Origin of the sequence: Secundilactobacillus paracollinoides DSM 15502 = JCM 11969 (assembly GCF_001311135.1) — a bacterium.
In the GTDB taxonomy this organism is placed as follows: Bacteria; Bacillota; Bacilli; order Lactobacillales; family Lactobacillaceae; genus Secundilactobacillus; species Secundilactobacillus paracollinoides.
In genome coordinates this window covers 116009-138267 of record NZ_BBAG01000001.1, presented here as the reverse complement: position 1 = coordinate 138267, position 22259 = coordinate 116009, and the positions used below count along the sequence as shown (strand labels likewise).

The window sequence follows — 22259 nt, the reverse complement described above, 5'->3', positions numbered from 1 at the left end:
TTTATTATTAGTATAATTGCAGTAAAATTACAACCTAAAATTTACGGAATCCTGCTTGTCGTTTCGTTAACAGCGTACTCGTGGTCTGATCGGCCAATCTAGTTAGCTCATCCGCCATTGTTTGCTGAAACGTGTCATCTAAAACAACGTCGTCTGGAAACACCTGGTCAATGACCTGCTGTTCCTTGAGCTGTTCAGGCGTCAACCGCATCAACTCAGCGGCTTCGTCCGCCCTGTGCGCATCCTTCCACATAATGGAAGCAAACCCCTCAGGCGACAGAATTGAATACATACTGTTCTCCAGCATCCAAATCGTATCGGAACAAGCAAGTGCGAGCGCACCGCCGGACCCCGCTTCCCCAACAATGATCGTGAGGATCGGCGTCTTAAGCGTGAGCATTTCTCGAATATTTTTAGCAATCATCTGACCCTGTCCCGCAGCTTCTGCATCCGCACCCGGATAGCGCCCGGGGTATTGATCAGAGTGACGATCGGTACCTGCAACCGTTCAGCCATGCGCATCACACGCAACGCTTTTCGATAGCCGGCCGGTTCCGGACTGCCAAAGTGGGTCGCCAGTCGCTCCTCAAGGGTCATCCCCTTTTCAGTAGCGATAACGGCGACTGGGTGTTCCTTTAACGTTGCTAACCCGGCAATGATTGCTGGGTCATCACCGCTGATCTGGTCACCGTGACACGCAAAGAAATCAGTAAAAAGGGCATCCACGATAGCCTGCATGTTTGTTTTTTGATCGCTGCGGGCACCCGCAACAATGTCTGAAGCCTGTGTCATTACGCGTCACCCCACTTTGGTGCTTCTAAGATCCGCAGCAGTTGACTTAACCGGCCAGCAAGTTGATCTCGCGGCACGATCTCATCAATAAACCACGTTTGTAACTATTCTCAGCACTCTGAAAATCATCCGGCAACTGTTTGTTGATGGTCTGTTCAATGACCCGCTTACCAGTAAAGCCCAGCAGTGCATGCGGTTCAGCCAACGTAATATCGGCTTGAGTGGCAAAACTTGCCGTTACGCCACCGGTCGTGGGATCCATAATCACCGAAATATAGGCTAAGCCAGCATCGCTGTGTTCGTTGACCGCCACGGAAATCTTAGCCATTTGCATGAGTGAATAAATCCCCTCCTGCATTCGGGCACCCCCAGAAGCTGTCAGCAAGACCACGGGCAGTCCCTGTTCAGTCGCCCGTTCAAACAACCGGGTCAACCGTTCACCATTGGCGGTTCCAAGACTGCCCATAATGAATAAGGGGTCCATGATGCCTAGGGCAACCGGCTGGTCATCGATTTTTGCCAGTCCAGTTAAAACCCCGTCTTTCAAATGGGTCGCAGACTGTGCTTTTTTTAACTTTTTCTCGTAATCAGGAAAATCGATTGGATCTTTTGAAACGATATCCGCATCCCATTCTTCGAAGTGCTTGGTAATCATTTTCAAGCGTCGTTTGGCCGATACCCGAAACCCATACCCACATTCAGGGCACACCCGATACTGGCCGGAACGCTTAAAATAAAAGCTGGCATGGCAGCGTGGACATTGAATCCAGATGCCGTTTGGCACCTGGGCTTCATAGTGCTTCAGGATAGAAACGGATCGCGACGAAAACCGTTTGACGTGTTCGCCAAAATTCATTTACGACACCTCCTGAACGTGTTGTTGCTGAAATTCAAGCAGGAACGTCGTCATAATGTAATTCGTCGTTGCTTCGCCGCGCATCACGACAGGATCATCGAGAAGCGCTGATAAGAACGCCTGGTTAGAAGCGATACCGTCCATTTCAAACTCGGCCAGGGCTTCACGTAATTTGGCAAACGCCTCGTCCCGCGTGTCGGCATAGGCAATCAATTTAACGACCATTGAATCATAGAACGGCGTGATCTGATCACCGCTGGCAATTCCACTATCCACTCGGATACCAGGACCACCAGGCAGACGTAACTGTCTGACTGGCCCACCTGCGGCATAAAGTCGAGGGCTGGGTCTTCAGCGTTGACTCGTGCTTCAATCGCAGCACCATGAATCGTGACGTCAGCCTGAGTAAACGGCAACGCTTCCCCCGCAGCAACCCGAATTTGGTTCTTAACCAGATCAATGCCGGTAACCGCTTCAGTGATTGGATGTTCCACTTGGATCCGTGTGTTCATTTCCATAAAGTAAAAGTCATGGTCGTGATTCATTAAGAATTCAATGGTCCCAGTATTGCGATAACCAATGGCTTCTGCCGCACGAATCGCAATCGTTTGAACGTGTTCACGTTCTTCAGGCGTCATGATGGCGCACGGGCTTTCTTCCATGACCTTTTGCTGGTTACGTTGCAGCGAGCAGTCCCGCTCAGGAAATGCCACCACGTGCCCAAAATCATCGGCAAAGACCTGAACTTCAATGTGTTTTGCCGGTGAGACGATCTTTTCAAGATACATCCGTGAATCTCCAAACGACAGCTGTGCTTCCTTCGTGGCTTCAGCGTAAGCCGGTCTCAATTGATCCGGTGTGAGCACCTTACGGATGCCCTTACCACCACCACCAGAGGCCGTCTTTAACATCACTGGATACCCCACTTTTTCAGCGGTTGCCAGAGCATCATCAGCATCTTTCAAAAAACCGGTACTGCCAGGAATAACTGGCACATCGTTAGCCTGCATTTGAATGCGAGCATTCGCCTTATTACCCATCAGTTGAATCGTTTCAGGCTTAGGCCCAATAAAGGCAATCTGACAAGTCTCACACAGTTCGGCAAACTCTTCGTTTTCAGATAAGAACCCGTATCCGGGATGGATGGCCTCAGCGCCGGTCAAAATTGCGGTGCTGACAATATTTTGCATATTTAAATAAGAGTCTGCTGGTTGTGGGCCACCCACACAAACAGCTTCATCGGCTAGCTTAACGTGTTGCGCTTCAGCATCAGCAGTGGAATAAACCGCCACGGATTGAATACCAAGTTCCCGTAAGGCGCGAATGATCCGAACTGCAACTTCCCCGCGATTGGCAATCAATACTTTCCTAAACATGCACTCACCTACCCAATCATAAAGGTCAGGTCACCCGAGCAGACTTTTTTATCATCCACGTAGGCGGTCCCGTGACCCAAACCAGCATTACCGCGAATTTTATCTAACGTTACTTCCAACCGCAATGTGTCGCCAGGCTTAACCATTTGACGGAATTTTACCTTGTTGACGCCGCCAAAGTAGGCCGTTTTGCCTTTAAAGTCATCCAGTGTCAAGAGGGCAATAGCACCAGCTTGCGCCATGCTTCAACGATCAAAACGCCAGGCATAACGGGATTGCCAGGAAAATGACCTTGGAAGAAGGCTTCATTAACGGAAACGTTCTTCTTAGCAATGACCTTTTCACCAGGCACATAGTCTAGAACACGGTCTACCAACAGCATTGGATAACGGTGCGGCAAGATTTTTTGAATTTCAACAACATCTAATTCATGGGTACTTGTTTCAGTTTCTTCGGACAATTTGGTCACCTCATTTTAATAGAGTGTGGAGCAAGGCGCTTAAAGGGCGGAGCGTAAGCTGACTCTGGCGCAAATGCCCGAACTTGGCATTTGTGTCGGAAGTCCCTTACGCAGGAGCTTTGCCTTGCGGAACACGTTTCGGCTACATCACCTATAACCACAAACTTTACAAGGAAGAGGTCAGAACAAGTCATCCTCATCCTAACCTCGTTCCTAAACAACATAGCGATTACTGAACACGTTCAGCAACCTAAATCAATTTTATTTCTACTATATTAATAACCCGCAACTAAGGGGTCACTTTAAACAGTGGCTGATCGTACTCAACCACTTCTTCATTTTCAACCAGAACCTGTGACAACGTCCCAGATACTTGGCTCTTAATTTCAGTCATCATCTTCATGGCTTCAACAACGCAAACAACGTCGCCTTTTTCGATGTGGTCACCAACCTGCTTGTACGCTGGTTTGTCAGGTGCTGGTTGGAGATAAATGACCCCAACTAACGGTGCTTTGATGGTTTCATCGTTATCCGCAACGACTGGTTCAGCCGGTGCATCTGATGCAGCTTGTTCAGACGGTTGAGCAACTGGTGCCGTTTGGGCAACTGGTGCTGCCGTTTGGACAGGTACTGCCGCCGACTGGTCGACACGATGGGACTGTTTATTCTTGTTTAAGTATAAGTGCAGATCTTGATAGTCTAATTCGACTTCACGAATCTCGCTATCGTTGATCTGATTGATAATCGTTTGAATTTCTTCAATCGTCATCTTAAGCCCACCTTCTGAAAGCTAACACGGCGTTGTGGCCGCCAAACCCAAAGGAGTTACTAATCGCATATTCGGCAGCCGTGTTTTGGTTATCCTTGGTGACAAGGTTAACCTGGCATTCAGGGTCTTGTTCCGTGATCCCGACGTTTAATGGTAACTTGCCGCTTTGAAGCGCTGCTGTTGTCGCAACGGCTTCAATGGCGCCAGCGGCACCTAACAAGTGTCCCGTCATACTCTTGGTACTTGAAACGAGCACGTCGCTGTCTTCGCCAAACAACTTGTTAATGGCTAATGATTCAGCGCTATCGTTCCCCTTGGTGGCAGTCCCATGGGCGTTAATGTAATCAACGTCTGCGGGCGTGATATCAGCTTCTTTGATAGCAAGCTTCATGGCACGTGATGCCTGCGTTCCCGCTGGATCTGGTGACGTAATGTGATAAGCGTCAGAAGTTGAGCCGTACCCAACGATCTCACCCAAGATTTCTGCACCTCGTGCCTGTGCGTGTTCCAGTGATTCGAGAATCAACGTTCCGGCACCTTCACCCATGACAAAGCCGTCACGAGCAGCGTCAAATGGCCGGGATGCCTTTTCGGGATCCGTAGCCTTGGACAACGTTGACAATGCTGCGAACCCAGCGATGCCAATCTCGTTAATTGAGGCTTCTGCCCCACCGGTGATCATGACATCAGCGCGACCGTCCTTAATTTGACGGAAAGCTTCACCAATGGCATTCGTACCTGAGGCACAAGCTGTCACGATGGTCGTACAAATGTTTTGTGCATTGTAGTGAATGGCAATGTTACCAGAAGCCATGTTTGAGATGGCCGTTGGCACAAACATTGGTGAGACCCGGTCAGGTCCCTTGTCATGCATTTTAATGACCTGTTCTTGAATGGTCGTCAAACCACCGATTCCTGAACCGTAAATAACACCAAGACGTTCAGAATCCGTGTTATCGTCATTAATACCGGCTTGTTCCATGGCTTCACCAGTAGCGTACATCGCGTACTGACTGAACCCATCCATCCGCCGCAAGTCACGCTTTTTCAACCGCTGCAACGGGTCAAAATCAGTGAGTTCCCCCGCAAGTGTCACGCCAGTTTCCGTAGCGTCAAAGTGCGTGATGGGGTTAAACCCAACCTTCCCTGCAGTCAGACTGGCGACAAAGGTTTCAACGTCGTTTCCGACTGGGGTAACAGCTCCCATTCCTGTAATCACAACTCTTGGCATAATCAATCTCCTTACTGCATCGTTAGGCCGCCATCAACAGTGATGGTCTGACCCGTAATGTACTCGTTTTGTGCAAGGAAAATTGCAGTTTGTGCAACTTCCTCCACGTTTCCAAATCGTTTTAACGGAATCTGTTCAAGAATGCCGTCCTTGACTTTATCGGCTAAAGCTGCCGTCATGGCAGTGTCGATCATCCCTGGCGCAATGGCGTTGCATCGAAGACCGCGCATTGCAGCTTCTTTGGCAACCGATTTTGTTAATCCAATGATGCCGGCTTTGCTCGCCGCGTAGTTCGCCTGACCAATATTTCCAGTCAGCCCGATGACACTGGCAAGGTTAATGAAAACGCCTGCCCGTGCTTTATACATGGGCCGCAAACAAGCCTTGATCACGTTGAAGGTCCCCGTTAAATTCGTGGTGACCACTTCTTGGAAATCAGCCATGGACATCCGATTCAACAATTTATCATTAACGATTCCGGCGTTGTTGACCACAACGTCAAGGTGGTCACTGACCGCGTAGATCTGTTTGATCAGGCAGCGACACCCGTTTCATCCGTAATATCGGCGCTGAAGTCCCAACAGGTCACACCCTGAGCTTCAATGGTCTTTTTAACATCATCTGAAACGGCGTGACGGCCATTTAAAACGATATTTGCCCCCTGGTCCGCAAAGGCTTGCGCAATTGCCAGCCCGATGCCCTGGGTACCTCCTGTTACAAGGACAGTTTTACCTTCTAAATTCATGTTGAACTCCTATTTCTGGGCCGCTACTGCTGCCAACGTGTCAGTGAGCGTTTCGGCACTATCAATATGATAGTAGTTAAGGCCCTTAACCGTCTTCCGAGCGAAACTCATCAGGGTCTTACCTGGCCCGACCTCGATCACCGTGTCCACGTCTGGTGCCACCTGTGTCAACGCGTCTGAAAAATGCGTGGTAGACACCAACTGATCAGTAAGTGTCGTGACAATGTCAGCCGGCGTAAACGGCTGCAGTTGCGTGGTACTCATGATTGGGAAGTGCCCCTGCTGCCAGTTGACTTGCGTGAGCGCTTCATGCAGCGGCTGTTGCGCCGATTGCATGAGTGGCGTATGAAACGCCCCGCTCACATTTAACGTCACTTGACGACCCGCATCGTGGTCAGTGAGATACGCACTTGCAGCATCAACAGCACTGACATCGCCACCGATCACCACCTGCTTAGGCGTGTTCACGTTAGCGATTGCAACCCGGCCAGTCGTCTGACCAGCCTTAACAGCTTCTTGCAGTACCTCAATCGGCGTATTCATTACGGCTACCATTTTGCTAGGATCATCATCGCTAGCTCGCTGCATTAACTGCCCGCGAAGTGCGATCAGTTTAAGCGCCTCGTCAAATGTGAGAAAGCCACTGGCGGCAAGTGCGCTGTATTCGCCTAAACTCAGTCCAAGCCCGACTTTCACTTGATCGTCGAGTTGCGGTTTGATGGTTTGATACACCGCCATACTCATGGCAACGATTGCGGGCTGCGTATACTGCGTTTCATTAAGCTGATCCGCTTTAGTATCATCAAAGTACAGGGCAGGCAAATCAATCCCTAACACCTGACTAGCGTGGTCAATGGTGTCGCGATAAGGTGCCTGGGTTTCATAAAGATCTTGACCCATACCCGTTTTCTGTGATCCCTGGCCACTAAACAAAAGTGCAATTGTCATCTGATTTTTTCACCATCCATAAGGGCGATTGCTTGGGCGTACACGTCAGCCAAAATGTCGGCTGCCGGTTCAGCTTCCTTCACAAGACCGGCAACTTGTCCGGCCATGAACGCACCGTTTTCAGCATCGCCAGTCAGCACTGCCGTCCGCAAGCTGCCGTTACCCAATTCTTCGACATCAGTAAAATCTGGCTCCGGCTTAGACGCCTCGGCCTTTTCAATTCTCATGAAGCGCTTTGCCATTTTATTTTTTAAGACACGGGCTGGATGACCTGCAAATTCACCGGTCACAACCGTGTCGATATCCTTAGCCTTTAACACGGCACGCTTATAGTCAGGGTGCACCTTTGATTCTTGAGCCACCAAAAAGCGCGTGCCCATCTGCACACCAACAGCGCCCAACATAAAGGCAGCTGCCATGCCGTGGCCGTCAGCAATACCGCCCGCAGCGATCACGGGAATATCAACGGCGTCAACCACCTGTGGCACGAGGGCCATGGTTGTCAGCTTACCGATGTGGCCACCTGACTCCATACCTTCTGCAACCACGGCATCAGCACCGACCCGCTGCATGCGCTTAGCAAGCGCTACCGAACCGACAACGGGCACTACTTTGATATCAGCAGCCTTAAAGTCTTCCAGATAGCGGCTTGGGTCACCGGCACCGGTTGTAACAACCGTGATGCTGTCTTTTTCAGACAAAATGACATCCACCACGTCCTGAACGTGAGGCGATAGCAGCATCACGTTAACACCGAATGGTCGGTCAGTTAACGATTTCGCCATTTCGATCTCATCGTGCACGATCTGACCAGATGCGTGACCGGCACCAATAATGCCTAAGCCGCCAGCGTTTGAAACCGCAGCGACTAACCGGCCATCAGCGACCCAGGCCATCCCACCCTGAAAGATCGGATATTTCAGGTCTAATGAGGCCATAAAAGGGTCTAATTGCATGTTATTTTGCTTCCTTCAATTGCTTTTCAACGAAACCAACTAAATCAGAAACGGTGTCGATACCTTCTTCAGTTTCGATCTTGATATCAAATTCGTCTTCAATTTCGTTGATCACTTCAAAAATATCCAAGCTATCAGCATCCAAGTCTTCCTTGATGTTGGTCGTCATAGTGACCTTTTCTGCATCTTCACCAGTTTGGTCCACGATAATTGCTTGTACTTTTGAAAAGATTTCGTCGTTAGTCATAATATAAAATTCTCCTATAATATCTGTTTTAGTTTTTTAGTAAATAATCAGTTGGGTGCCGATGGTCAAGCCACCGCCAAACCCACTCAACGCAATCAGCTGACCACGTTGGATGGTCCTCGCTCGAACAGCTTCGTCCAATAGAATTGGCACACTTGCTGCCGAGGTATTACCGTAATTGGCAACGTTAGAAAGAAACGGTGTTTCTGGTAAATCAAGTTGTTTTGCAATTTGGTTAATGATGCGTTGATTGGCTTGATGCAACAAAAAATAATCAACGTCCTTAACCGTTTTGTCGGCTTTGACCAGTGCGCGGTTGATCGACTTAGGCACGTCGCGGGTCGCAAATTTGTAGACTGCGCGGCCGTCCATTTCAAAATACTGCTGGTGTGCGTCGGTATCATCCGTCGCAAACGGTGACGTCAACGGCTGGTAGCCAGCTGTTAACCGATCTCCCAATTCACCTAAGGTCTGCAGATCAGACGCTAAAAACTGCGACTGATCTGTATCACTGACACGTTCAAGCAACACCCCACCGGCGCCGTCACCAAACAAAACAGCCGTTGACCGTTCATGCCAGTCGACCAGTTTTGAAAGCGTCTCACCACCGATAAGCATCCCGCGCTTTTGACCACCCTTTAATAGGTCGCCCGCAACTTTAAGCCCGTAAATAAAGCCTGAACAAGCAGCGTTTAAATCAAACGCAAAGGCGTTCGTTGCGTGAATATGGTGCTGCACAATGGCCGCCGTTGCCGGGGTCATGTAATCTGGTGACATGGTCGCGACCACGATAAAGTCTAAGGAATCTGCTGACCAGCCAGCGTCTTCAAGTAACCGATCAGCCACGATTCCGCACAATGCCGACGTTGTCTGTGTTGTGGTGACGTGTCGCTGTCGAATGCCAGTCCGGCTGCTGATCCACTCATCAGAAGTATCCATGTACTGAGTCAACTCATCGTTTGTCACGATCTTGTCTGGAACTTCATGCGCAGTTTGCACAATTTTAATGCCTGCCATGAGTAAACTCCTTACTTAATTGAGGGTCTCTGGAAATTCCAAAAACGCCTGTAAATTCAATAGTGCTTTTTCGATAAGCTGCACCTGTTCATCATCCATATCCTGCGTAAAGGATTGGATCATGTGCCGGTGAAACGACTCGTGCGCCCGAAAAATGAGTCGGCCGCGCCGTGTCAATCCCAACCGGACAAACCGGCGATCATCATCACTACGCAAGCGGACCACATAGCCTTTACGGACCAAATGGTTGATCATCGTTGTGAGGGTTCCAGGGGTAATTTTTAACTCCCGAGCCACTTGCGAGGTCGTTTTATGCTCATACATAGTAATGGCGTCGATGGCGTGCACTTCCTTAATCGAAATGTCTTTAAAGCGGCTTTTCTTAAGTTCACGTTCCTCGACGCGCAGAATATCATTATACACTGTTGTTAAAAGATCATTGATGCGTTTAGTTGTCGCCGCGTCCATCACACCCACCACCTGCTTTGAAAGTCAAATTATTTCATCATCAAAATAATAGCAGTGACGACTGCCAGAATCACTCCTGAGTGTCATCTGGGGCAACAATAAACATGAGTTCAGCACGAACACAGACATCGTCCGCAACAACTGCTTCGCAAGAAACAATGCCCATGTTATCGCGCTGTTTTTTCATGGTAACTTTTAAAGCAAGCTGATTTCCTGCCTTAACGTCCTTCAAAAACTCCGCTTTTGGAATGCCGCCTAAGTAAGCGGTTTTGTGTTGAAACGCCGGTGACTTCAGAATTAAAATCGATGCAGCCTGAGCCAATGATTCAACGATCAGTGCTGAAGGCATAATAAATTCGCCAGGGCGATACCCATTCACAAAACTTTCATCTGCGGTGACATTTTTGATGGCCGTAATTGACTCGCCAGGGGTCAATTCGGTCACGCCATCCATGTAAAAAATCGGGAATCGATTCGGAATCAACGTTTGAATTTCCTGAGAAGTTAATTGCATGTACTGTTTAACACATCCTTGTCAAAGTATTTCAAACATCAAAGTATTTGATGGCAGTATGTTATGATAAATGCCCCTAATTTGTCAAGTTTTATTGTGAATATGCATGCATAACTGCGTTTTAAAACCCCCTATTCTTGGGGCTGGTCACACTTTATTAAAATTTATTCTTTGACCTTCAAACTATCCGTGTAAAGCCCGTTACAGACGCTATGAGCTAGTCTTGAAGACAAGCTGTTCTGAGGTAATTATTGCGCAATCTAAGGTTGAAATGTCGTTTTTGCACAGCTGTATTTTTAATCAATTGACTGCACAAGTTTCTTGACGAATTAAAGTAATAGAGAGAGTGGAAGGAAGCGGTTAAGGGGCAGAATGTAAGGGAGTCTGGCAGAAATGCCTGACCTTGGCATTTGTGCCAGACTCCCTTACATGGCCGCCCCTTGCTTCCTGGAACTCGTTTCGACTATGTAGACTAAACGATGGTATATCCCTAACTAATTCCAAAAAATAGCCAATGCCAACACTCTCTAAGATCAGAGTCCAACCCCCCCTCATTTGTTAAAAGTTCGTTTCACCAGAGCTATCATTGCTGAGAGAAAACATAACAGCAAAAGGCCCATCAATCATCCTCCGACTAAACCTTGAAACTTAATGCAGCTAATCCACTATTACCCCCTGCCCGTCACATCCCTCTATCCTTCCCATCCTTACCAATCACCTGCGTCTTAACATCTAAGACACCCCAAAAGAAACGTTTTCTTTCCTATATGAAGCCCCCATGGTACACTAAACCTAATTTAACTAAGGAGGCCACAATTATGGCTGAAATTTTAGTAACCACTACCGAAAACATTCCAGGAAAAAAGTATGACGTCATTGGTGAAGTCTTTGGCTTAACGACTCAGTCCAAAAACATCGTACGTAACATTGGTGCCGGGTTGAAAAACTTGGTCGGCGGAGAGATCAAAGACTACACGCAAATGATGATTGAAGCCCGTGATGTTGCCATCGAACGGCTACGGTCTAATGCTGTTGATTTGGGTGCCGATGCGGTTGTGATGATGCGGTTTGATTCTGGTTCAATCAGCGACGATATGCAGTCAGTTGCTGCGTACGGAACAGCAGTCAAGTTTAAATAAGCACACTTTTCTGTCACTGTTTCATTTATGGTGAAAATGAGAATCCATTATCAAAAAAAACGATTGTGACCTAAACGTTAATCCGCCAACAATTACCGTGATTTTTGTTGGTATCCTTGACGTGGTTCGCCGCCAAATAATTGAGAGATAACAAGTTCTTTCAGAAAGTCTATTGAAAACGCTATCATCTGTGCTATAATAACTTCTGTACTGCGATTATCCTTTGAATGTTTTACCTAGAAACCGGCTAGTGAGTGGCCGGTTTTTTGTGTCTTTAAAAATGTCCAACTGACAGAAAAACTGGCTATTGCAGCTTTCCTATCCGGAATGCTGCAATAGCCAATTTTATTAAACACAAGTTCAGCGCTAAAAGAATCGATTTCTTCTAAGTGCATTTTTCAGGATACCCAATAAATAAAGGATTGCAAACACCCACGGTACCCAGTTAATGATATTCAGTAAACTGCTAGTTGTCATGTTGGACCAATGAGTGCTGTTGTCAGCTGATAACCGCCATCAACGGGATGACCATATAAGTAGCCCACGATAACCGTTGTTAAAATGCCAATGACCACCGCTGCAAGTTTATAAAGTCGGCCGCCATGCTGATGGTGAAATAATAGTTTGACAATGCCGCCACCTATCGCAAAAACGCCCCAACCGATCAATAGATAGGAAACAATCAGACAATAGCCCTTAAATGAAACCGTACTACTGTTGATCATGCTTGTGATTTGAGTGCTGAGTGATTCACTCGCAATACTCCCACCGACCCATTTCAGAACTTCACCAACGAGTAAGAAAATAATGCCGCGTTTCAATTCAGGATTGCCAAGACGCTGCAAGACCTGTCTGAAACCCTGTCGGCGATTATTAGCGGTCGCAGCTGGTGGTTCAGATTCAGCAGTCTGTTGAAATTGAGGCGCTACTTGAGGTGCCGCTGACTGCGGTTGCCTCGCACTTGCAGGCTCACCATAAACAGGCTCTGGTTCGGATCGTGGTTCGGAGGACTGGTGAAGCCACCCAAAGAGTCGCCGCTCCCATGGCCAAGTCGACTTATTTAACAGTAACGGATATAAATAACTTGCAATGACCCAAACCGCAAAGAACCACCACCGATACTGTGAAAAAATAATGGCCAATAGAAAAATCAACCCAAGGGTCAACGAGTTGGCTAATAGAAAACGGATCACAGTTCCCAAATGAGCACGCGATGGTGTTAACTGTTGCCACGGTATCGGCTTCGTACGCCGTTTCATGCTGGCAGCAGAGGCCGACCGTGAATTGGGGTTCTTAGTATCTTCTGGACGCTCATCCGATTGGGATGTCGTCGAGTTATGAGCTTGCATTTGACTCACCGGTAATCCACATCGCGGACAATACTGGGCGTTATTGGGTACTAGACTACCGCAATCTGGACAATAAAGATCATTCATAAGCATATTGCCACCTTTTAGGCTATGGCTAGTGTAAGCCACAGTCGTAAGAAGTGTGGCGTCCTTTCCCTCTTTTCTAAATGAAGTCAGCTAGTCGACTTTGTTGGTCGGCTAACATGCTTATCGTCAATATAGCGCAACTGGGATGTCGATAACACCCTTCAGATAAAAGATTCAAGGAATATTAAACTTTGGTTCTGAATCGAATGGCACGGCTAAAAATGCAGTGAGAATTGCCATCAACCTAATTAGAAATAAAGACTGCCATATTAGTTTTTGTATATAACATATTACGCTCACTTAGCGTAATGCAGTTCTTTTTTCGACAAAAATGTGCCCCGTAAGACACACTTACGAGACACATTTTTTAGGTTCATGATGGTTAACCATCAGTCACGATTTAGGGCTGTTTTCCGGCTTAACTAAGATGCGTTTTGCTTAATATCGAACTTGCTCCCTCACGCTTGTTAGACGCAAAATGCTTAGGACCGGCAACTTTACGGGTGTAACTTTGATAATATTCGTATGCGCCCGCAATGATAAATAGAAAAACGATAAATGAGACAAAAACCATAGCGAACCCCCCTAAGAGAAAATAAAGATTTCAATTGTGTTACAATTCTATTATTAAATTATCTCAGCTAAATAGCAAGTAACTAAACTCCTTTTTAACAAATCGTAACCTTTTTAGTTGTATGAATCGGGATTTTTCTCTAAATTTTTTGGGGTGTACAGCGAACTAGTTGGTCTTGATTGTGTTTTCCTTGTAGTATCACAATTACCTTTGTGCCGGTACTTAGACCGTCTTATCTCAATGGCTTTAACCTATTCTGAAAAATAGGCTACCGTTGCCAAATATTTAAAACGGGCTTCATCGTAATTCTCAACACGATAATGATCAAACAACCGATCACCAATATAGACCCTAATTTCCAGGTCAACGAGGTCGATTCGAATTTCTCCAGCGGGCGTTGTAATCTTATGGTAATGATTTGGCAGTAACATAGCGAGTTCCTCCTTTAACTTTTGGACTATGAGTAACTACGCCATGACCATCAGATTGAACCCAAAACTGTTGAATATTTTTTATCGCAATCAATATTTATTGATGCTTGGGTCGCCAATCACCTTACCTTTAATGCGAGCAGGTTATGTACCACTGCTTTTCACTAAAACTCATTGAAATCACGTTGACTTAACTCTGGGTATCTCTTATAATTATACATGTTCGTTAATACACTGTCGCAATAGCTCAGCTGGATAGAGCAACGGTCTTCTAAACCGTAGGTCGAGGGTTCGAATCTCTCTTGCGACATGATTAAAAAGCGTGGCTTGCAAACTAAATTGCAAGCCACGCTTTTTTCATTTCATCTAATCCGTTATTTTTCCGCTAAAAAAGCCTTTTCCAGCTCATCCTCAGTAAATTCAAGATCCACTAATCCTAACTTCAAAAATAAGTGCCAGGCATGTTCAAAAGCTGGTTGTTCGTGCTTAAGAAAAGCATCGAATACTAGCTGCTTCATCGCAAGGTACTGCTGACTGAGTGACTTTGCTTTTTTAGTAGCTTTCAAAGCCGCTAATTTATCATCTGACTGAACGATCAGTTGAGACCAGGTCTGTTTTGCCGCAACCTGGAAAAAGCCATCCATCGCTTTTAAATACGTCGCAAGCAAGTCATCGTGATTTGCTTGGATTGGCTTGTCAGTGAGTTCGAACCACCCCATGGTGTTGGCCAGATCAGCCAAAGCAACATCCAAGCGGACATAGTTGCCCCGCATCGTTTCCTCCGAGGAGAGTGCAATATCGTTTTCGTATAATAGTTGGTTCCGTCGTTGAATCGCCGTTTGTAACATGTTAGCAAGATTTAATGCCACAGTTTCCACTTCTTTCTCGTTTACATAAACTCAAAAAGGAGCACACGAGTTGTCTGCTCCTCCATTATCCTACCCAAAAACTAACGGGTCGGATTTGATTTCCAAATCAGTCAAGTTATCCAAATACCATTCACGGACAAACGGATAGTCTAGCAATAGCTTAAACCAGGATGTTGTTTCGTCGTCATCATGGACCGTTAACCCCCACTTTGCATTCTTACTTGTAATATGCAAAGTGACTTGGTTAGGCAATTCTAGCACCGCACCATCATTTGAATGCATCAGCATGTAGTCTTCCTTCGCTGCAGCAACAAATAACTTATCAACCACTTCATCCGATAAATTAGAATTACTGAAGGCATAGAATTCATTATTACTGGTGTCCAAAATATTGAAGTCAACACTGAACCCGTAGTCCTCTTTCAGTGAAGACCCAAAGTCCATAAACAATTGGGTGGTGGCCAGGATCTGATCAGTTTCAACCTGGTCATGATAAGTGATCACAAATAATTTCGTGATTGCCGCACTGTTGATCCGCAGCATCTTGCGTTGCAGGTTCAAATAAAAGATCGTTTCGCCAGTGACCTGTTCTTGATAATAGACACCACCAGTCCCATCATTGGCAATCATAAAGGAAAAGACACCCTTGTCTTCAAGCGACGCAATTTGTTGGGTCAGGTGCTGGTCTTCATGCGACTGCAGTGTAATCACGTTATCCTTACCGTGCAGCTCTAACAACCGGCTCATGAAAATCAAATAATAGTCCGCTGTGTTGTACTGGTGTGGGAAGGTCACGTAGTCCGTGTCCAGCACGAACGTTGAGAGTTCCTGCGCTGAACGCACAAGCACGTCCGGATCCTTAGTACTGATCAATTGATCCATCAGTTCAGTAAACTTCAGCCCAGTCTGTAACCCTTCTTTAACGGCACTATTATACGATAATAATCGGCCACTGGTACTCAGTGTCGACGGATCATTTTCGTTAATCATCTGAGATCACCTGACCTTTCCCAATCAGATTTGTCAAATAATCAGTGTAGAGACTTTGGTTGTGTGACTCAAAGTGCGTAAAATCATCAAAAGTCTTTTGAATCGATTGTTTCTCATAATTCAAAATGGTGTCTTCCTTTGATAATTCCAGAATGCGATCATCGTTTTCCTTGATGGTCTTTGATGCATTCATGGCCGCTTCATCCTCATCCGCTAACTGTGTCAGTTTGTCGATAATGGTCTGGCGTTCTTCCTTAACCTTACCAGAATCCCACGGCATCGTACTCTTTTGGCTGACCTCTTTTTGCTGTGCCCGCAAGTCTTCTTTTTCGCGATCACGGTCGTCTTGATGATTGATGAGTTCCTGCAATTCAGCACTCTTTGACGTAATTGCGGCAATGTTTTCGGTGTTGTATCGCTGGTGCATGGCATCAAGCTCAAACGCCTTTTTCAACTTACCGTATTCGTCATCATCAAACTTAAAGGCAACGTTTAACACGTCTAATTGGCCAAATAAGCGCCGGTCCCACCAGTTACCAAAGTAAATGTCAAACTGCCCTTCTGCCGTTTCGTCATAGTAAAAGAAGGGATAGGTTTTCCCAAGGTATTCGATCAAATTCTGGCTCAGATAGTGACTCAGTTGCGCGTGGGCATCATCGATCAGGTTAGACAGGTCCTCCGCCTTCGTGATCGACCGCGATTTTTTGATTTCACGTGAATAGCGCACCTTATCGATCAATTCGTAGATCTGTCGGTCATCACCATCGTGAAGCGCCTGCTGCAGTGTCTGTAAATAGGTAATCTTCTGTGTTATCGAGAGGTCAAGCTGGGTCTCACTTGGTTTGAGCTCTTGTTGGTTTTCTTCACTATTTTGCATATTATCCCTCGTTTATCTTTTCTCATATGTAGCTAATTTAATGTTAACGGAAACGGGCCAAATAATAAAGCGGTTTAGATAAAATTCGAAAAAAATTTTTAAGCCTGTGAAGACAGGCGGGTCAGGGGCGGTGTGTAAGGGACGCTGACAGAAAAGTCCGGGCCTGACTTTTTTGTCAGCGTCCCTTACACGTTAGCCCCGTGCCTTGCTGAACACGTTTAGGCTAGGTAAAATACGAGTGCCGAAGCCGACTCCAGTTGACAAAGAGCCAAATAAACGCACAATACCATTACACCCAATATTGCCCCATCTGCCCCACTTTACAACCAAACGGCCCGCACTCAATTAAAAAACACGCCAACCACCGTCAGCGTGTTTTCGACAATTCTTTTAAAGTTTAGATTTAGTACATTTCAAGGTATTGATCGCGTTCCCACTTTGAGACTTGGGTGCGATAAGCATCATATTCCAAATTCTTGGCTTCAATGAAGCTTGGGAATAGATGTGGCCCCATGGCCTTCTTCATCACTTCGTCAGCTGACAAGTCTTTTAAAGCGTTGTGTAACGTGTCTGGCAGGTTAGTGATGTGGTTTTCAGTTCGTTCCTCAGCGTCCATCCGGTAAATGTTCCGGTCAACACTTTCTTCAGGCACAAGCTTCTTCTTCAAGCCATCTAACCCAGCTTCCAAAACGGCAGCGATTGCTAAATATGGGTTAGCTGATGGATCAACACTGCGGACTTCCAAACGGGTGGACAACCCACGTGAGTTTGGTACCCGGATCAATGGTGACCGGTTTGACCCAGACCAAGCAACGTAAACGGGTGCTTCGTAGCCTGGTACCAGCCGTTTGTATGAGTTAACAGTTGGGTTGCAGATCGCAGTAAAGCTGCGTGCGTGTTCCAACAAGCCGCCCAAGAAGTGGTAGGCCGTTTCGGATAACTGTAAGTCGCCCTTTTCATCAAAGAAGGCGTTGCCGTCTTTAGTAAACAGAGACATGTTCAAATGCATCCCAGACCCATTGATACCGGCTAATGGTTTTGGCATGAAGGTTGCGTACAGCCCAAACTTACGGGCAACGGTCTTCACAACCAGCTTAAAGGTTTGAATGTTATCAGCAGCGGTCAACGCATCCGCATACTTAAAGTCGATTTCATGTTGGCCTGGCGCCACTTCATGATGCGCAGCTTCAACATCGAAGCCCATTTCTTCCAAGGTTAACACGATTTCACGCCGACAATTTTCACCCAAGTCCATTGGCGCCATATCAAAGTATGAGCCGCTGTCGTTTAAGGTCGTCGTAGGCTTGCCATCTTCATCCATCTTAAAGAGGAAGAATTCTGGTTCAGGCCCAATGTTGAAGTCTGTAAAGCCAGCTTCACGCATGTCGCTCAGCACCCGGATCAAGTTGTTCCGTGGGTCGCCAGCGAACGGCTTGCCATCTGGTGTGTAAACTTCACAGATCACACGCGCAATTTTACCACGTTCGCTAGACCACGGGAAGATCATCCAAGTGGTCAAGTCGGGGTAAATGTACATATCACTTTCTTCAATGCGAACGAAGCCATCAATTGAAGAGCCATCAAACATCAATTTGTTGTCTAACAGTTTTTCCAATTGTGAAATCGGCACTTCCACGTTCTTGATGGTCCCAAATAAGTCAGTGAACATTAACCGTAAAAATTGCACATTTTCGTCTTCGGCCATCTGACGGATATCGTCTTTACTATAATCGTGTTTTGGCATAAAATCGCTCCTTAAAAGAATTGTTTGAACGCAACATTATTGATTACTCGAGAGGTTTCTGAGAATGTAATGATGTCCCAGAAGTACGCTCCATGCCGCTAATGTTAAGAAACTCATCATGAAGGATCTGCCGCACATCGTTATCGGTAAGGGTCTCTTCTTTACGTTCAGCAGCCCGTTTACGTTGCTGTTCGTAAATCTCTTTGATGCCCGCCATGTTAATGCCTTCTGTCAGATAATCCTTGATCTCTAACAGCCGGTCAATATCATTGAGCGAATAGAGCCGGCGATTACCTTCAGTTCGCGTGGGAATCACCAGACCCTGCTCCTCATAGTAACGAATCTGACGAGCGGACAATTCAGTTAACCGCATGACCGTCCCAATGGGCAGCACGGACTTTGAACGTTGTAACTCCTTTTCTGTCATCACATTCACACCTCCTTTTCATGGGTTTATCATACCACGGTGAAATGGGATGTCAAGAACGCATGTAAGATTTTATTACATCAGTTTAAAAGCCACTGCGAAACGGTATCCTGAATGGTCGGCAGCTGCTCCGGATGCTGGACAATGTCGAACCAAGTAACGGGGACCTGATGGCGAAACCAAGTCAGCTGGCGCTTGGCATAGTGCCGCGTATCCTGCTTAATTTGCTCGACCGTTTCTTGTTTTGGTTGCTGATGCTCAAAATACGGGAAGAACTCGCGATAACCGATTCCTTTGCCCGACTGCCAGTCCTGGCCACCTGCGTCAAATAATTGCCGTGCTTCTCGTTCTAGCCCCTCATCCAGCATTTGGTCCACACGTTGGTTAATGCGCTGATACAGCAACACACGGTCCGTATTCAGGCCAATGATGAGCGGGTCACAACGTAATTTTGTGCCGGATGATTGTTTTGAAAATAACTCACCTGTTCGGTCATAGACCTCAAGTGCTCGGACAACACGCCGTTCATTTGAGACTGGAATCTTCTCAGCAGCATCTGGATCAATGCTTGCAAGGTGGTCCCAAAGCGCCTGTTGGCCCCTAATAGTCGCGTACTGGTGCCATTTTTGGCGAACAGCCTCTGACGGTTCATAAGTGTCACCACCAAGCGTCATGTCGTAGAGGAGTGCCTTTAAGTAAAAACCAGTACCGCCGACGATCATGGGCACATGACCACGTGCGGTTATCTCATCGATCAGTTGCTGTGCGCTGGCCACAAAATCAGCAACAGAATACCGTTCATTCGGCTGTTTAATATCAATTAAGTAGTGCGGCACGCCCTGCTTTTCATCAGCTGTGATCTTAGCTGTGCCAATATCTAAACCTTGATAGACCTGCATGGAGTCCCCAGAGATCACTTCGCCATTAAAGACCTGTGCTAATTTGATTGATAAGGCCGTTTTACCAACCGCCGTTGGGCCGATAATGGCCATTAACTTTTTCATATTGTCACTCCGCTATAATTTAACTTCAGATACTGGATATTTGCAGGCAAAACCTGCATAATGTAACTAACACAATCTATATTCTAACTTGTTAAGGGGGCTTTCTCAATGAAACATTTTGCAAAGGGCTTTCTTTTTGGATCAGTGGCCACACTAGGCGCAGTAGCCGGTGCCGTCCTCTCCTTTAAAAAGAAGATCGTCGAACCCATCGAAGACCAAGAACAACGTTTTGAAGACAACCGTAAAAAAGCAGCAAGAAAGAGTCGATCGGCTCATAATTAGAGCGTGGAGAAAACCGTTAAGATAGCGGAGCGTAAGGGCGTTATGGCATAAAATCCCGGGTTTGGATTTTGTGCCGTGACGCCCTTACGTGCAGCTGTCTGGTTTTCGGAACGCGTTTCAGCTATATAACAGAGAAGCACAACATTACAACGTCTCTTTATTATATTGCTCATAATTAGAGCGTGGAGAAAACCGGTTAGGGGGCGGAACGCGTTTCAGCTTGAGGAAAGAAAAGCGCTACAATTAGAGAATTCATTAGTAAATCTCTCATAATTAGAGCGTGGAGAAAACCGGTTAAAGACTGGAGCAGAAGGGTGTTATGCGATAAAATCCCGGGTTTGGATTTTGTCGCATGACACCCTTCTGTGCAAGTCTTTGGTTTTCGGAACGCATTTCAGCTATATAACAGAGAAGCACATCATTAAAACGTCTCTTTATTGTATTGCTCATAATTAGAGCGTGGAGAAAACCGTTAAGATAGCGGAGCGTAAGGGCGTCTGGTTTTCGGAAGGCGTTTTTTCTAACGGACAATAGAACGCCATCTTTATGAAATACCTCTACTATCGTTAAAAAAGAAATACTACCACCCTGATCCAAAAGTATCCAGCGCCGATATTAATTAGTCCATGTAACCACAAAAAACGCCAGTCAACCGACCAGCGTTTTTTGGTTTCTCATTAAGATTGCTTGGTTTTACCATCCCACCGCGCATAACCGGTTTTCAAGATAAAGAGTTGCGTATAGCCCTTCTTTTTCAAGAAGATTGCTGAACGTGAACTCATTTCCTTGCCTTGGTCATACAGGTAGATTGGCAGATCCTTACGCAACTGTTGATAGTATGCGCGTAACGTTGAATAAGGAATGCTGCGTGCGCCTAAAATATGGCCGGCATCGAAGTCCTTCTTTTCTCGAACATCGATCACCTGGGCCTTGCGCATGCCTTGTCTAAACGTCTCTTCATCAATCAATTTTGCCGCTTGGTTCCGCTGATAAAGCGTATACAGCCGCCATAGCAGCCAACCGACAACGATGATGAGCAGCACGATCGTATAAAGTCCCGTTGTTGAAATTGCTGCAGCCATCTCCATCGTCCCTTCTACTTTAAAATAAAAACTACCGTCATTAAGTATACGCTATTTTTTATTCAAAGCGAAGTGCTAATGATGCGGCACCAATTGCGCCAGCGTCGTTACCCAGTTGGGACATCTTCAAGCGCGTTGAGTCACGCACTGCTGGTAAGGTGTTTTCTTGGAAGTAACGGGTCGTTGGTTGTAACAGGGTGTTACCGGCAGCGGAAACGCCACCACCAATGATAATGTTAGCTGGGTTCAAAATGTTAGCTGAGTTAGCTAAGGCCAAGCCCAGGTAAAAGGCAACCTTGTCAACGATCCGACTTGCTAAAATATCACCGTTATCCGCAAGGTAAACCACCATCTTAGAGGTTACATCTTCATGGTTATCAAACAGTTCCTTTAAACGAGACTTGCCAGTAAAGTCGCTGTCATGTCCTTAGCAACGTGAACGATCCCAGTAGCTGAAGAATATTGTTCAAGACAGCCGCGCTTACCACAGGTACACTGGTAGCCGTTTGGTTCGACACAAATGTGGCCAATTTCACCGGCCCCACCGTTCACACCGTGCAACAGTTGGCCGCCAGCAATCACACCGCCGCCGACACCGGTACCAAGTGTCACGAAAATGACGTCGGTATCCTTTTCGCCGGCACCCTTCCAAAATTCACCAAGGGCGGCAACGTTGGCATCGTTTTCCAAAACAAACGGTAAGCCCAATGCCGTTTGAATCTGGTCGCGAACGTGTTGCGTCTTGGTCCAATTCAAGTTGAACGCATTAATTACGGTACCGTTTTCAATATTAACCGCACCAGGCGTCCCCATTCCGATACCGATAAAGGAGTCCGTGGTGTAGCCAGATTTGCTGATGGTTTCCTTTAATGACTTAATGATGTTTGGTACGATATTGACGCCTTCGTTACTGATATCAGTAGGAATGCTCCACTTTTGAGTAATTTCGCCTTCGTGCGTGAGAAACGCCATCTTGGTGGTCGTTCCACCTAAATCAATTCCAATCAAACACTTTGCCATGAGTT

At 46.5% G+C, this 22259-nt stretch carries 19 protein-coding genes, 1 tRNA gene and 7 pseudogenes; 3 read left to right on the top strand and 24 right to left on the bottom strand.

Features of this window, described 5'->3' with window-relative positions; genetic code table 11:
* Window positions 1-34: 34 nt before the first annotated feature.
* The 13 genes and pseudogenes from accA to fabZ (JCM11969_RS00620) form a co-directional block, all read right to left on the bottom strand.
* Window positions 35-792 (bottom strand): annotated as a pseudogene (gene accA, locus JCM11969_RS00680) (carboxyltransferase subunit alpha).
* Window positions 792-1648: pseudogene (locus tag JCM11969_RS00675) on the bottom strand (acetyl-CoA carboxylase carboxyltransferase subunit beta). The pseudogenes accA and JCM11969_RS00675 overlap by 1 nt, the downstream one beginning before the upstream one ends.
* Window positions 1649-3024, bottom strand: a pseudogene (locus tag JCM11969_RS00670) (acetyl-CoA carboxylase biotin carboxylase subunit).
* Between the two features lie 8 nt (window positions 3025-3032).
* Window positions 3033-3406 (bottom strand): annotated as a pseudogene (gene fabZ, locus JCM11969_RS00665) (3-hydroxyacyl-ACP dehydratase FabZ).
* Window positions 3407-3773: 367 nt separating this feature from the next.
* Window positions 3774-4253, bottom strand: coding sequence for an acetyl-CoA carboxylase biotin carboxyl carrier protein (gene accB / locus JCM11969_RS00660; RefSeq protein ID WP_054707010.1), 480 nt, complete (start codon window positions 4251-4253; stop codon window positions 3774-3776).
* A gap of 1 nt (window position 4254) precedes the next feature.
* A complete protein-coding gene (gene fabF / locus JCM11969_RS00655) occupies window positions 4255-5484 on the bottom strand; it encodes a beta-ketoacyl-ACP synthase II (RefSeq protein WP_054707007.1) in 1230 nt (409 codons plus the stop codon).
* Between the two features lie 11 nt (window positions 5485-5495).
* A pseudogene (locus JCM11969_RS00650) lies at window positions 5496-6229 on the bottom strand (3-oxoacyl-ACP reductase family protein).
* A 9-nt stretch (window positions 6230-6238) separates the two neighbouring features.
* The gene (locus JCM11969_RS00645; RefSeq protein WP_054707005.1) at window positions 6239-7177 is read right to left on the bottom strand and encodes an ACP S-malonyltransferase; all 939 of its coding nucleotides are present in this window, start codon (window positions 7175-7177) and stop codon (window positions 6239-6241) included.
* Window positions 7174-8133, bottom strand: coding sequence for a DUF561 domain-containing protein (locus JCM11969_RS00640; protein ID WP_054707002.1), 960 nt, complete (start codon window positions 8131-8133; stop codon window positions 7174-7176). The genes JCM11969_RS00645 and JCM11969_RS00640 overlap by 4 nt, the downstream gene beginning before the upstream one ends.
* A 1-nt stretch (window position 8134) precedes the next feature.
* Complete coding sequence (locus JCM11969_RS00635; protein WP_054706999.1) at window positions 8135-8380, bottom strand: acyl carrier protein; 246 nt, start codon at window positions 8378-8380, stop codon at window positions 8135-8137.
* 36 nt (window positions 8381-8416) lie between these two features.
* The gene (locus JCM11969_RS00630; RefSeq protein ID WP_054706996.1) at window positions 8417-9397 is read right to left on the bottom strand and encodes a beta-ketoacyl-ACP synthase III; all 981 of its coding nucleotides are present in this window, start codon (window positions 9395-9397) and stop codon (window positions 8417-8419) included.
* 15 nt (window positions 9398-9412) lie between these two features.
* The gene (locus tag JCM11969_RS00625) at window positions 9413-9865 is read right to left on the bottom strand and encodes a MarR family winged helix-turn-helix transcriptional regulator (RefSeq protein ID WP_054706993.1); all 453 of its coding nucleotides are present in this window, start codon (window positions 9863-9865) and stop codon (window positions 9413-9415) included.
* Window positions 9866-9935: 70 nt separating this feature from the next.
* Window positions 9936-10379 (bottom strand): 3-hydroxyacyl-ACP dehydratase FabZ, encoded by a 444-nt coding sequence (gene fabZ, locus JCM11969_RS00620; protein ID WP_054706990.1) that lies wholly within the window; start codon window positions 10377-10379, stop codon window positions 9936-9938.
* Between the two features lie 818 nt (window positions 10380-11197).
* Here fabZ (JCM11969_RS00620) and JCM11969_RS00615 point away from each other — a divergent pair.
* Window positions 11198-11518, top strand: coding sequence for a heavy metal-binding domain-containing protein (locus JCM11969_RS00615; RefSeq protein WP_054706987.1), 321 nt, complete (start codon window positions 11198-11200; stop codon window positions 11516-11518).
* A 473-nt stretch (window positions 11519-11991) separates the two neighbouring features.
* On the opposite strand, the gene JCM11969_RS00610 is transcribed toward JCM11969_RS00615, so the two are convergent.
* The 3 genes and pseudogenes from JCM11969_RS00610 to JCM11969_RS00605 all read right to left on the bottom strand — a co-directional run bounded on the left by JCM11969_RS00610 (window position 11992) and on the right by JCM11969_RS00605 (window position 13959).
* A complete protein-coding gene (locus tag JCM11969_RS00610) occupies window positions 11992-12876 on the bottom strand; it encodes a hypothetical protein (RefSeq protein WP_054706986.1) in 885 nt (294 codons plus the stop codon).
* Window positions 12877-12882: 6 nt separating this feature from the next.
* Window positions 12883-12954 (bottom strand): annotated as a pseudogene (locus tag JCM11969_RS20810) (zinc-ribbon domain-containing protein); the annotation flags it as partial.
* Between the two features lie 825 nt (window positions 12955-13779).
* Window positions 13780-13959, bottom strand: a complete 180-nt coding sequence (locus JCM11969_RS00605) for a hypothetical protein (protein WP_054706983.1) — start codon at window positions 13957-13959, stop codon at window positions 13780-13782.
* A 236-nt stretch (window positions 13960-14195) separates the two neighbouring features.
* Here JCM11969_RS00605 and JCM11969_RS00600 point away from each other — a divergent pair.
* Window positions 14196-14269, top strand: a tRNA-Arg gene (locus JCM11969_RS00600).
* Between the two features lie 64 nt (window positions 14270-14333).
* Here JCM11969_RS00600 and JCM11969_RS00595 read toward each other — a convergent pair.
* The 6 genes from JCM11969_RS00595 to miaA form a co-directional block, all read right to left on the bottom strand.
* Window positions 14334-14828, bottom strand: coding sequence for a hypothetical protein (locus tag JCM11969_RS00595; protein WP_054706980.1), 495 nt, complete (start codon window positions 14826-14828; stop codon window positions 14334-14336).
* 69 nt (window positions 14829-14897) lie between these two features.
* The gene (locus tag JCM11969_RS00590) at window positions 14898-15818 is read right to left on the bottom strand and encodes a hypothetical protein (RefSeq protein WP_054706978.1); all 921 of its coding nucleotides are present in this window, start codon (window positions 15816-15818) and stop codon (window positions 14898-14900) included.
* Window positions 15811-16695, bottom strand: coding sequence for a hypothetical protein (locus JCM11969_RS00585; protein WP_054706975.1), 885 nt, complete (start codon window positions 16693-16695; stop codon window positions 15811-15813). The genes JCM11969_RS00590 and JCM11969_RS00585 overlap by 8 nt, the downstream gene beginning before the upstream one ends.
* A gap of 403 nt (window positions 16696-17098) precedes the next feature.
* Entirely contained in the window at window positions 17099-18439 is a 1341-nt protein-coding gene (gene glnA / locus JCM11969_RS00580; protein ID WP_054706972.1) for a type I glutamate--ammonia ligase, read from the bottom strand.
* A 43-nt stretch (window positions 18440-18482) separates the two neighbouring features.
* Entirely contained in the window at window positions 18483-18866 is a 384-nt protein-coding gene (locus tag JCM11969_RS00575; RefSeq protein ID WP_054706971.1) for a MerR family transcriptional regulator, read from the bottom strand.
* Window positions 18867-18946: 80 nt separating this feature from the next.
* Window positions 18947-19870 carry a tRNA (adenosine(37)-N6)-dimethylallyltransferase MiaA gene (miaA, locus tag JCM11969_RS00570; protein WP_054706968.1) on the bottom strand — a complete coding sequence of 308 codons (924 nt, stop codon included), beginning with the start codon at window positions 19868-19870 and terminating at the stop codon, window positions 18947-18949.
* A 108-nt stretch (window positions 19871-19978) separates the two neighbouring features.
* Here miaA and JCM11969_RS16860 point away from each other — a divergent pair, with 108 nt between their 5' ends.
* Window positions 19979-20152: a DUF3042 family protein gene (locus tag JCM11969_RS16860; RefSeq protein WP_065903390.1), complete on the top strand. Its 174-nt coding sequence runs from the start codon at window positions 19979-19981 to the stop codon at window positions 20150-20152.
* A gap of 677 nt (window positions 20153-20829) precedes the next feature.
* Here JCM11969_RS16860 and JCM11969_RS00565 read toward each other — a convergent pair.
* Together JCM11969_RS00565 and JCM11969_RS00560 are read right to left on the bottom strand one after the other, a co-directional pair.
* Entirely contained in the window at window positions 20830-21240 is a 411-nt protein-coding gene (locus JCM11969_RS00565; protein ID WP_054706965.1) for a rhodanese-like domain-containing protein, read from the bottom strand.
* Window positions 21241-21292: 52 nt separating this feature from the next.
* Window positions 21293-22254: pseudogene (locus tag JCM11969_RS00560) on the bottom strand (ROK family glucokinase).
* Window positions 22255-22259 lie beyond the last annotated feature (5 nt).

What these genes read in the sequence shown, in the direction of transcription:
- JCM11969_RS00565 (WP_054706965.1), bottom strand. Translation starts at nt 21,240, where the DNA reads ATGGAGATGGCTGCAGCAATTTCAACAACGGGACTTTATACGATCGTG.
- JCM11969_RS00605 (WP_054706983.1), bottom strand. Translation starts at nt 13,959, where the DNA reads ATGTTACTGCCAAATCATTACCATAAGATTACAACGCCCGCTGGAGAA.
- JCM11969_RS00645 (WP_054707005.1), bottom strand. Translation starts at nt 7,177, where the DNA reads ATGACAATTGCACTTTTGTTTAGTGGCCAGGGATCACAGAAAACGGGT.
- accB (WP_054707010.1), bottom strand. Translation starts at nt 4,253, where the DNA reads ATGACGATTGAAGAAATTCAAACGATTATCAATCAGATCAACGATAGC.
- JCM11969_RS00585 (WP_054706975.1), bottom strand. Translation starts at nt 16,695, where the DNA reads ATGCAAAATAGTGAAGAAAACCAACAAGAGCTCAAACCAAGTGAGACC.
- JCM11969_RS00635 (WP_054706999.1), bottom strand. Translation starts at nt 8,380, where the DNA reads ATGACTAACGACGAAATCTTTTCAAAAGTACAAGCAATTATCGTGGAC.
- glnA (WP_054706972.1), bottom strand. Translation starts at nt 18,439, where the DNA reads ATGCCAAAACACGATTATAGTAAAGACGATATCCGTCAGATGGCCGAA.
- miaA (WP_054706968.1), bottom strand. Translation starts at nt 19,870, where the DNA reads ATGAAAAAGTTAATGGCCATTATCGGCCCAACGGCGGTTGGTAAAACG.
- JCM11969_RS00590 (WP_054706978.1), bottom strand. Translation starts at nt 15,818, where the DNA reads ATGATTAACGAAAATGATCCGTCGACACTGAGTACCAGTGGCCGATTA.
- JCM11969_RS00640 (WP_054707002.1), bottom strand. Translation starts at nt 8,133, where the DNA reads ATGCAATTAGACCCTTTTATGGCCTCATTAGACCTGAAATATCCGATC.
- JCM11969_RS00615 (WP_054706987.1), top strand. Translation starts at nt 11,198, where the DNA reads ATGGCTGAAATTTTAGTAACCACTACCGAAAACATTCCAGGAAAAAAG.
- JCM11969_RS16860 (WP_065903390.1), top strand. Translation starts at nt 19,979, where the DNA reads ATGAAACATTTTGCAAAGGGCTTTCTTTTTGGATCAGTGGCCACACTA.
- fabF (WP_054707007.1), bottom strand. Translation starts at nt 5,484, where the DNA reads ATGCCAAGAGTTGTGATTACAGGAATGGGAGCTGTTACCCCAGTCGGA.
- JCM11969_RS00575 (WP_054706971.1), bottom strand. Translation starts at nt 18,866, where the DNA reads ATGACAGAAAAGGAGTTACAACGTTCAAAGTCCGTGCTGCCCATTGGG.
- JCM11969_RS00630 (WP_054706996.1), bottom strand. Translation starts at nt 9,397, where the DNA reads ATGGCAGGCATTAAAATTGTGCAAACTGCGCATGAAGTTCCAGACAAG.
- JCM11969_RS00625 (WP_054706993.1), bottom strand. Translation starts at nt 9,865, where the DNA reads ATGGACGCGGCGACAACTAAACGCATCAATGATCTTTTAACAACAGTG.
- fabZ (WP_054706990.1), bottom strand. Translation starts at nt 10,379, where the DNA reads ATGCAATTAACTTCTCAGGAAATTCAAACGTTGATTCCGAATCGATTC.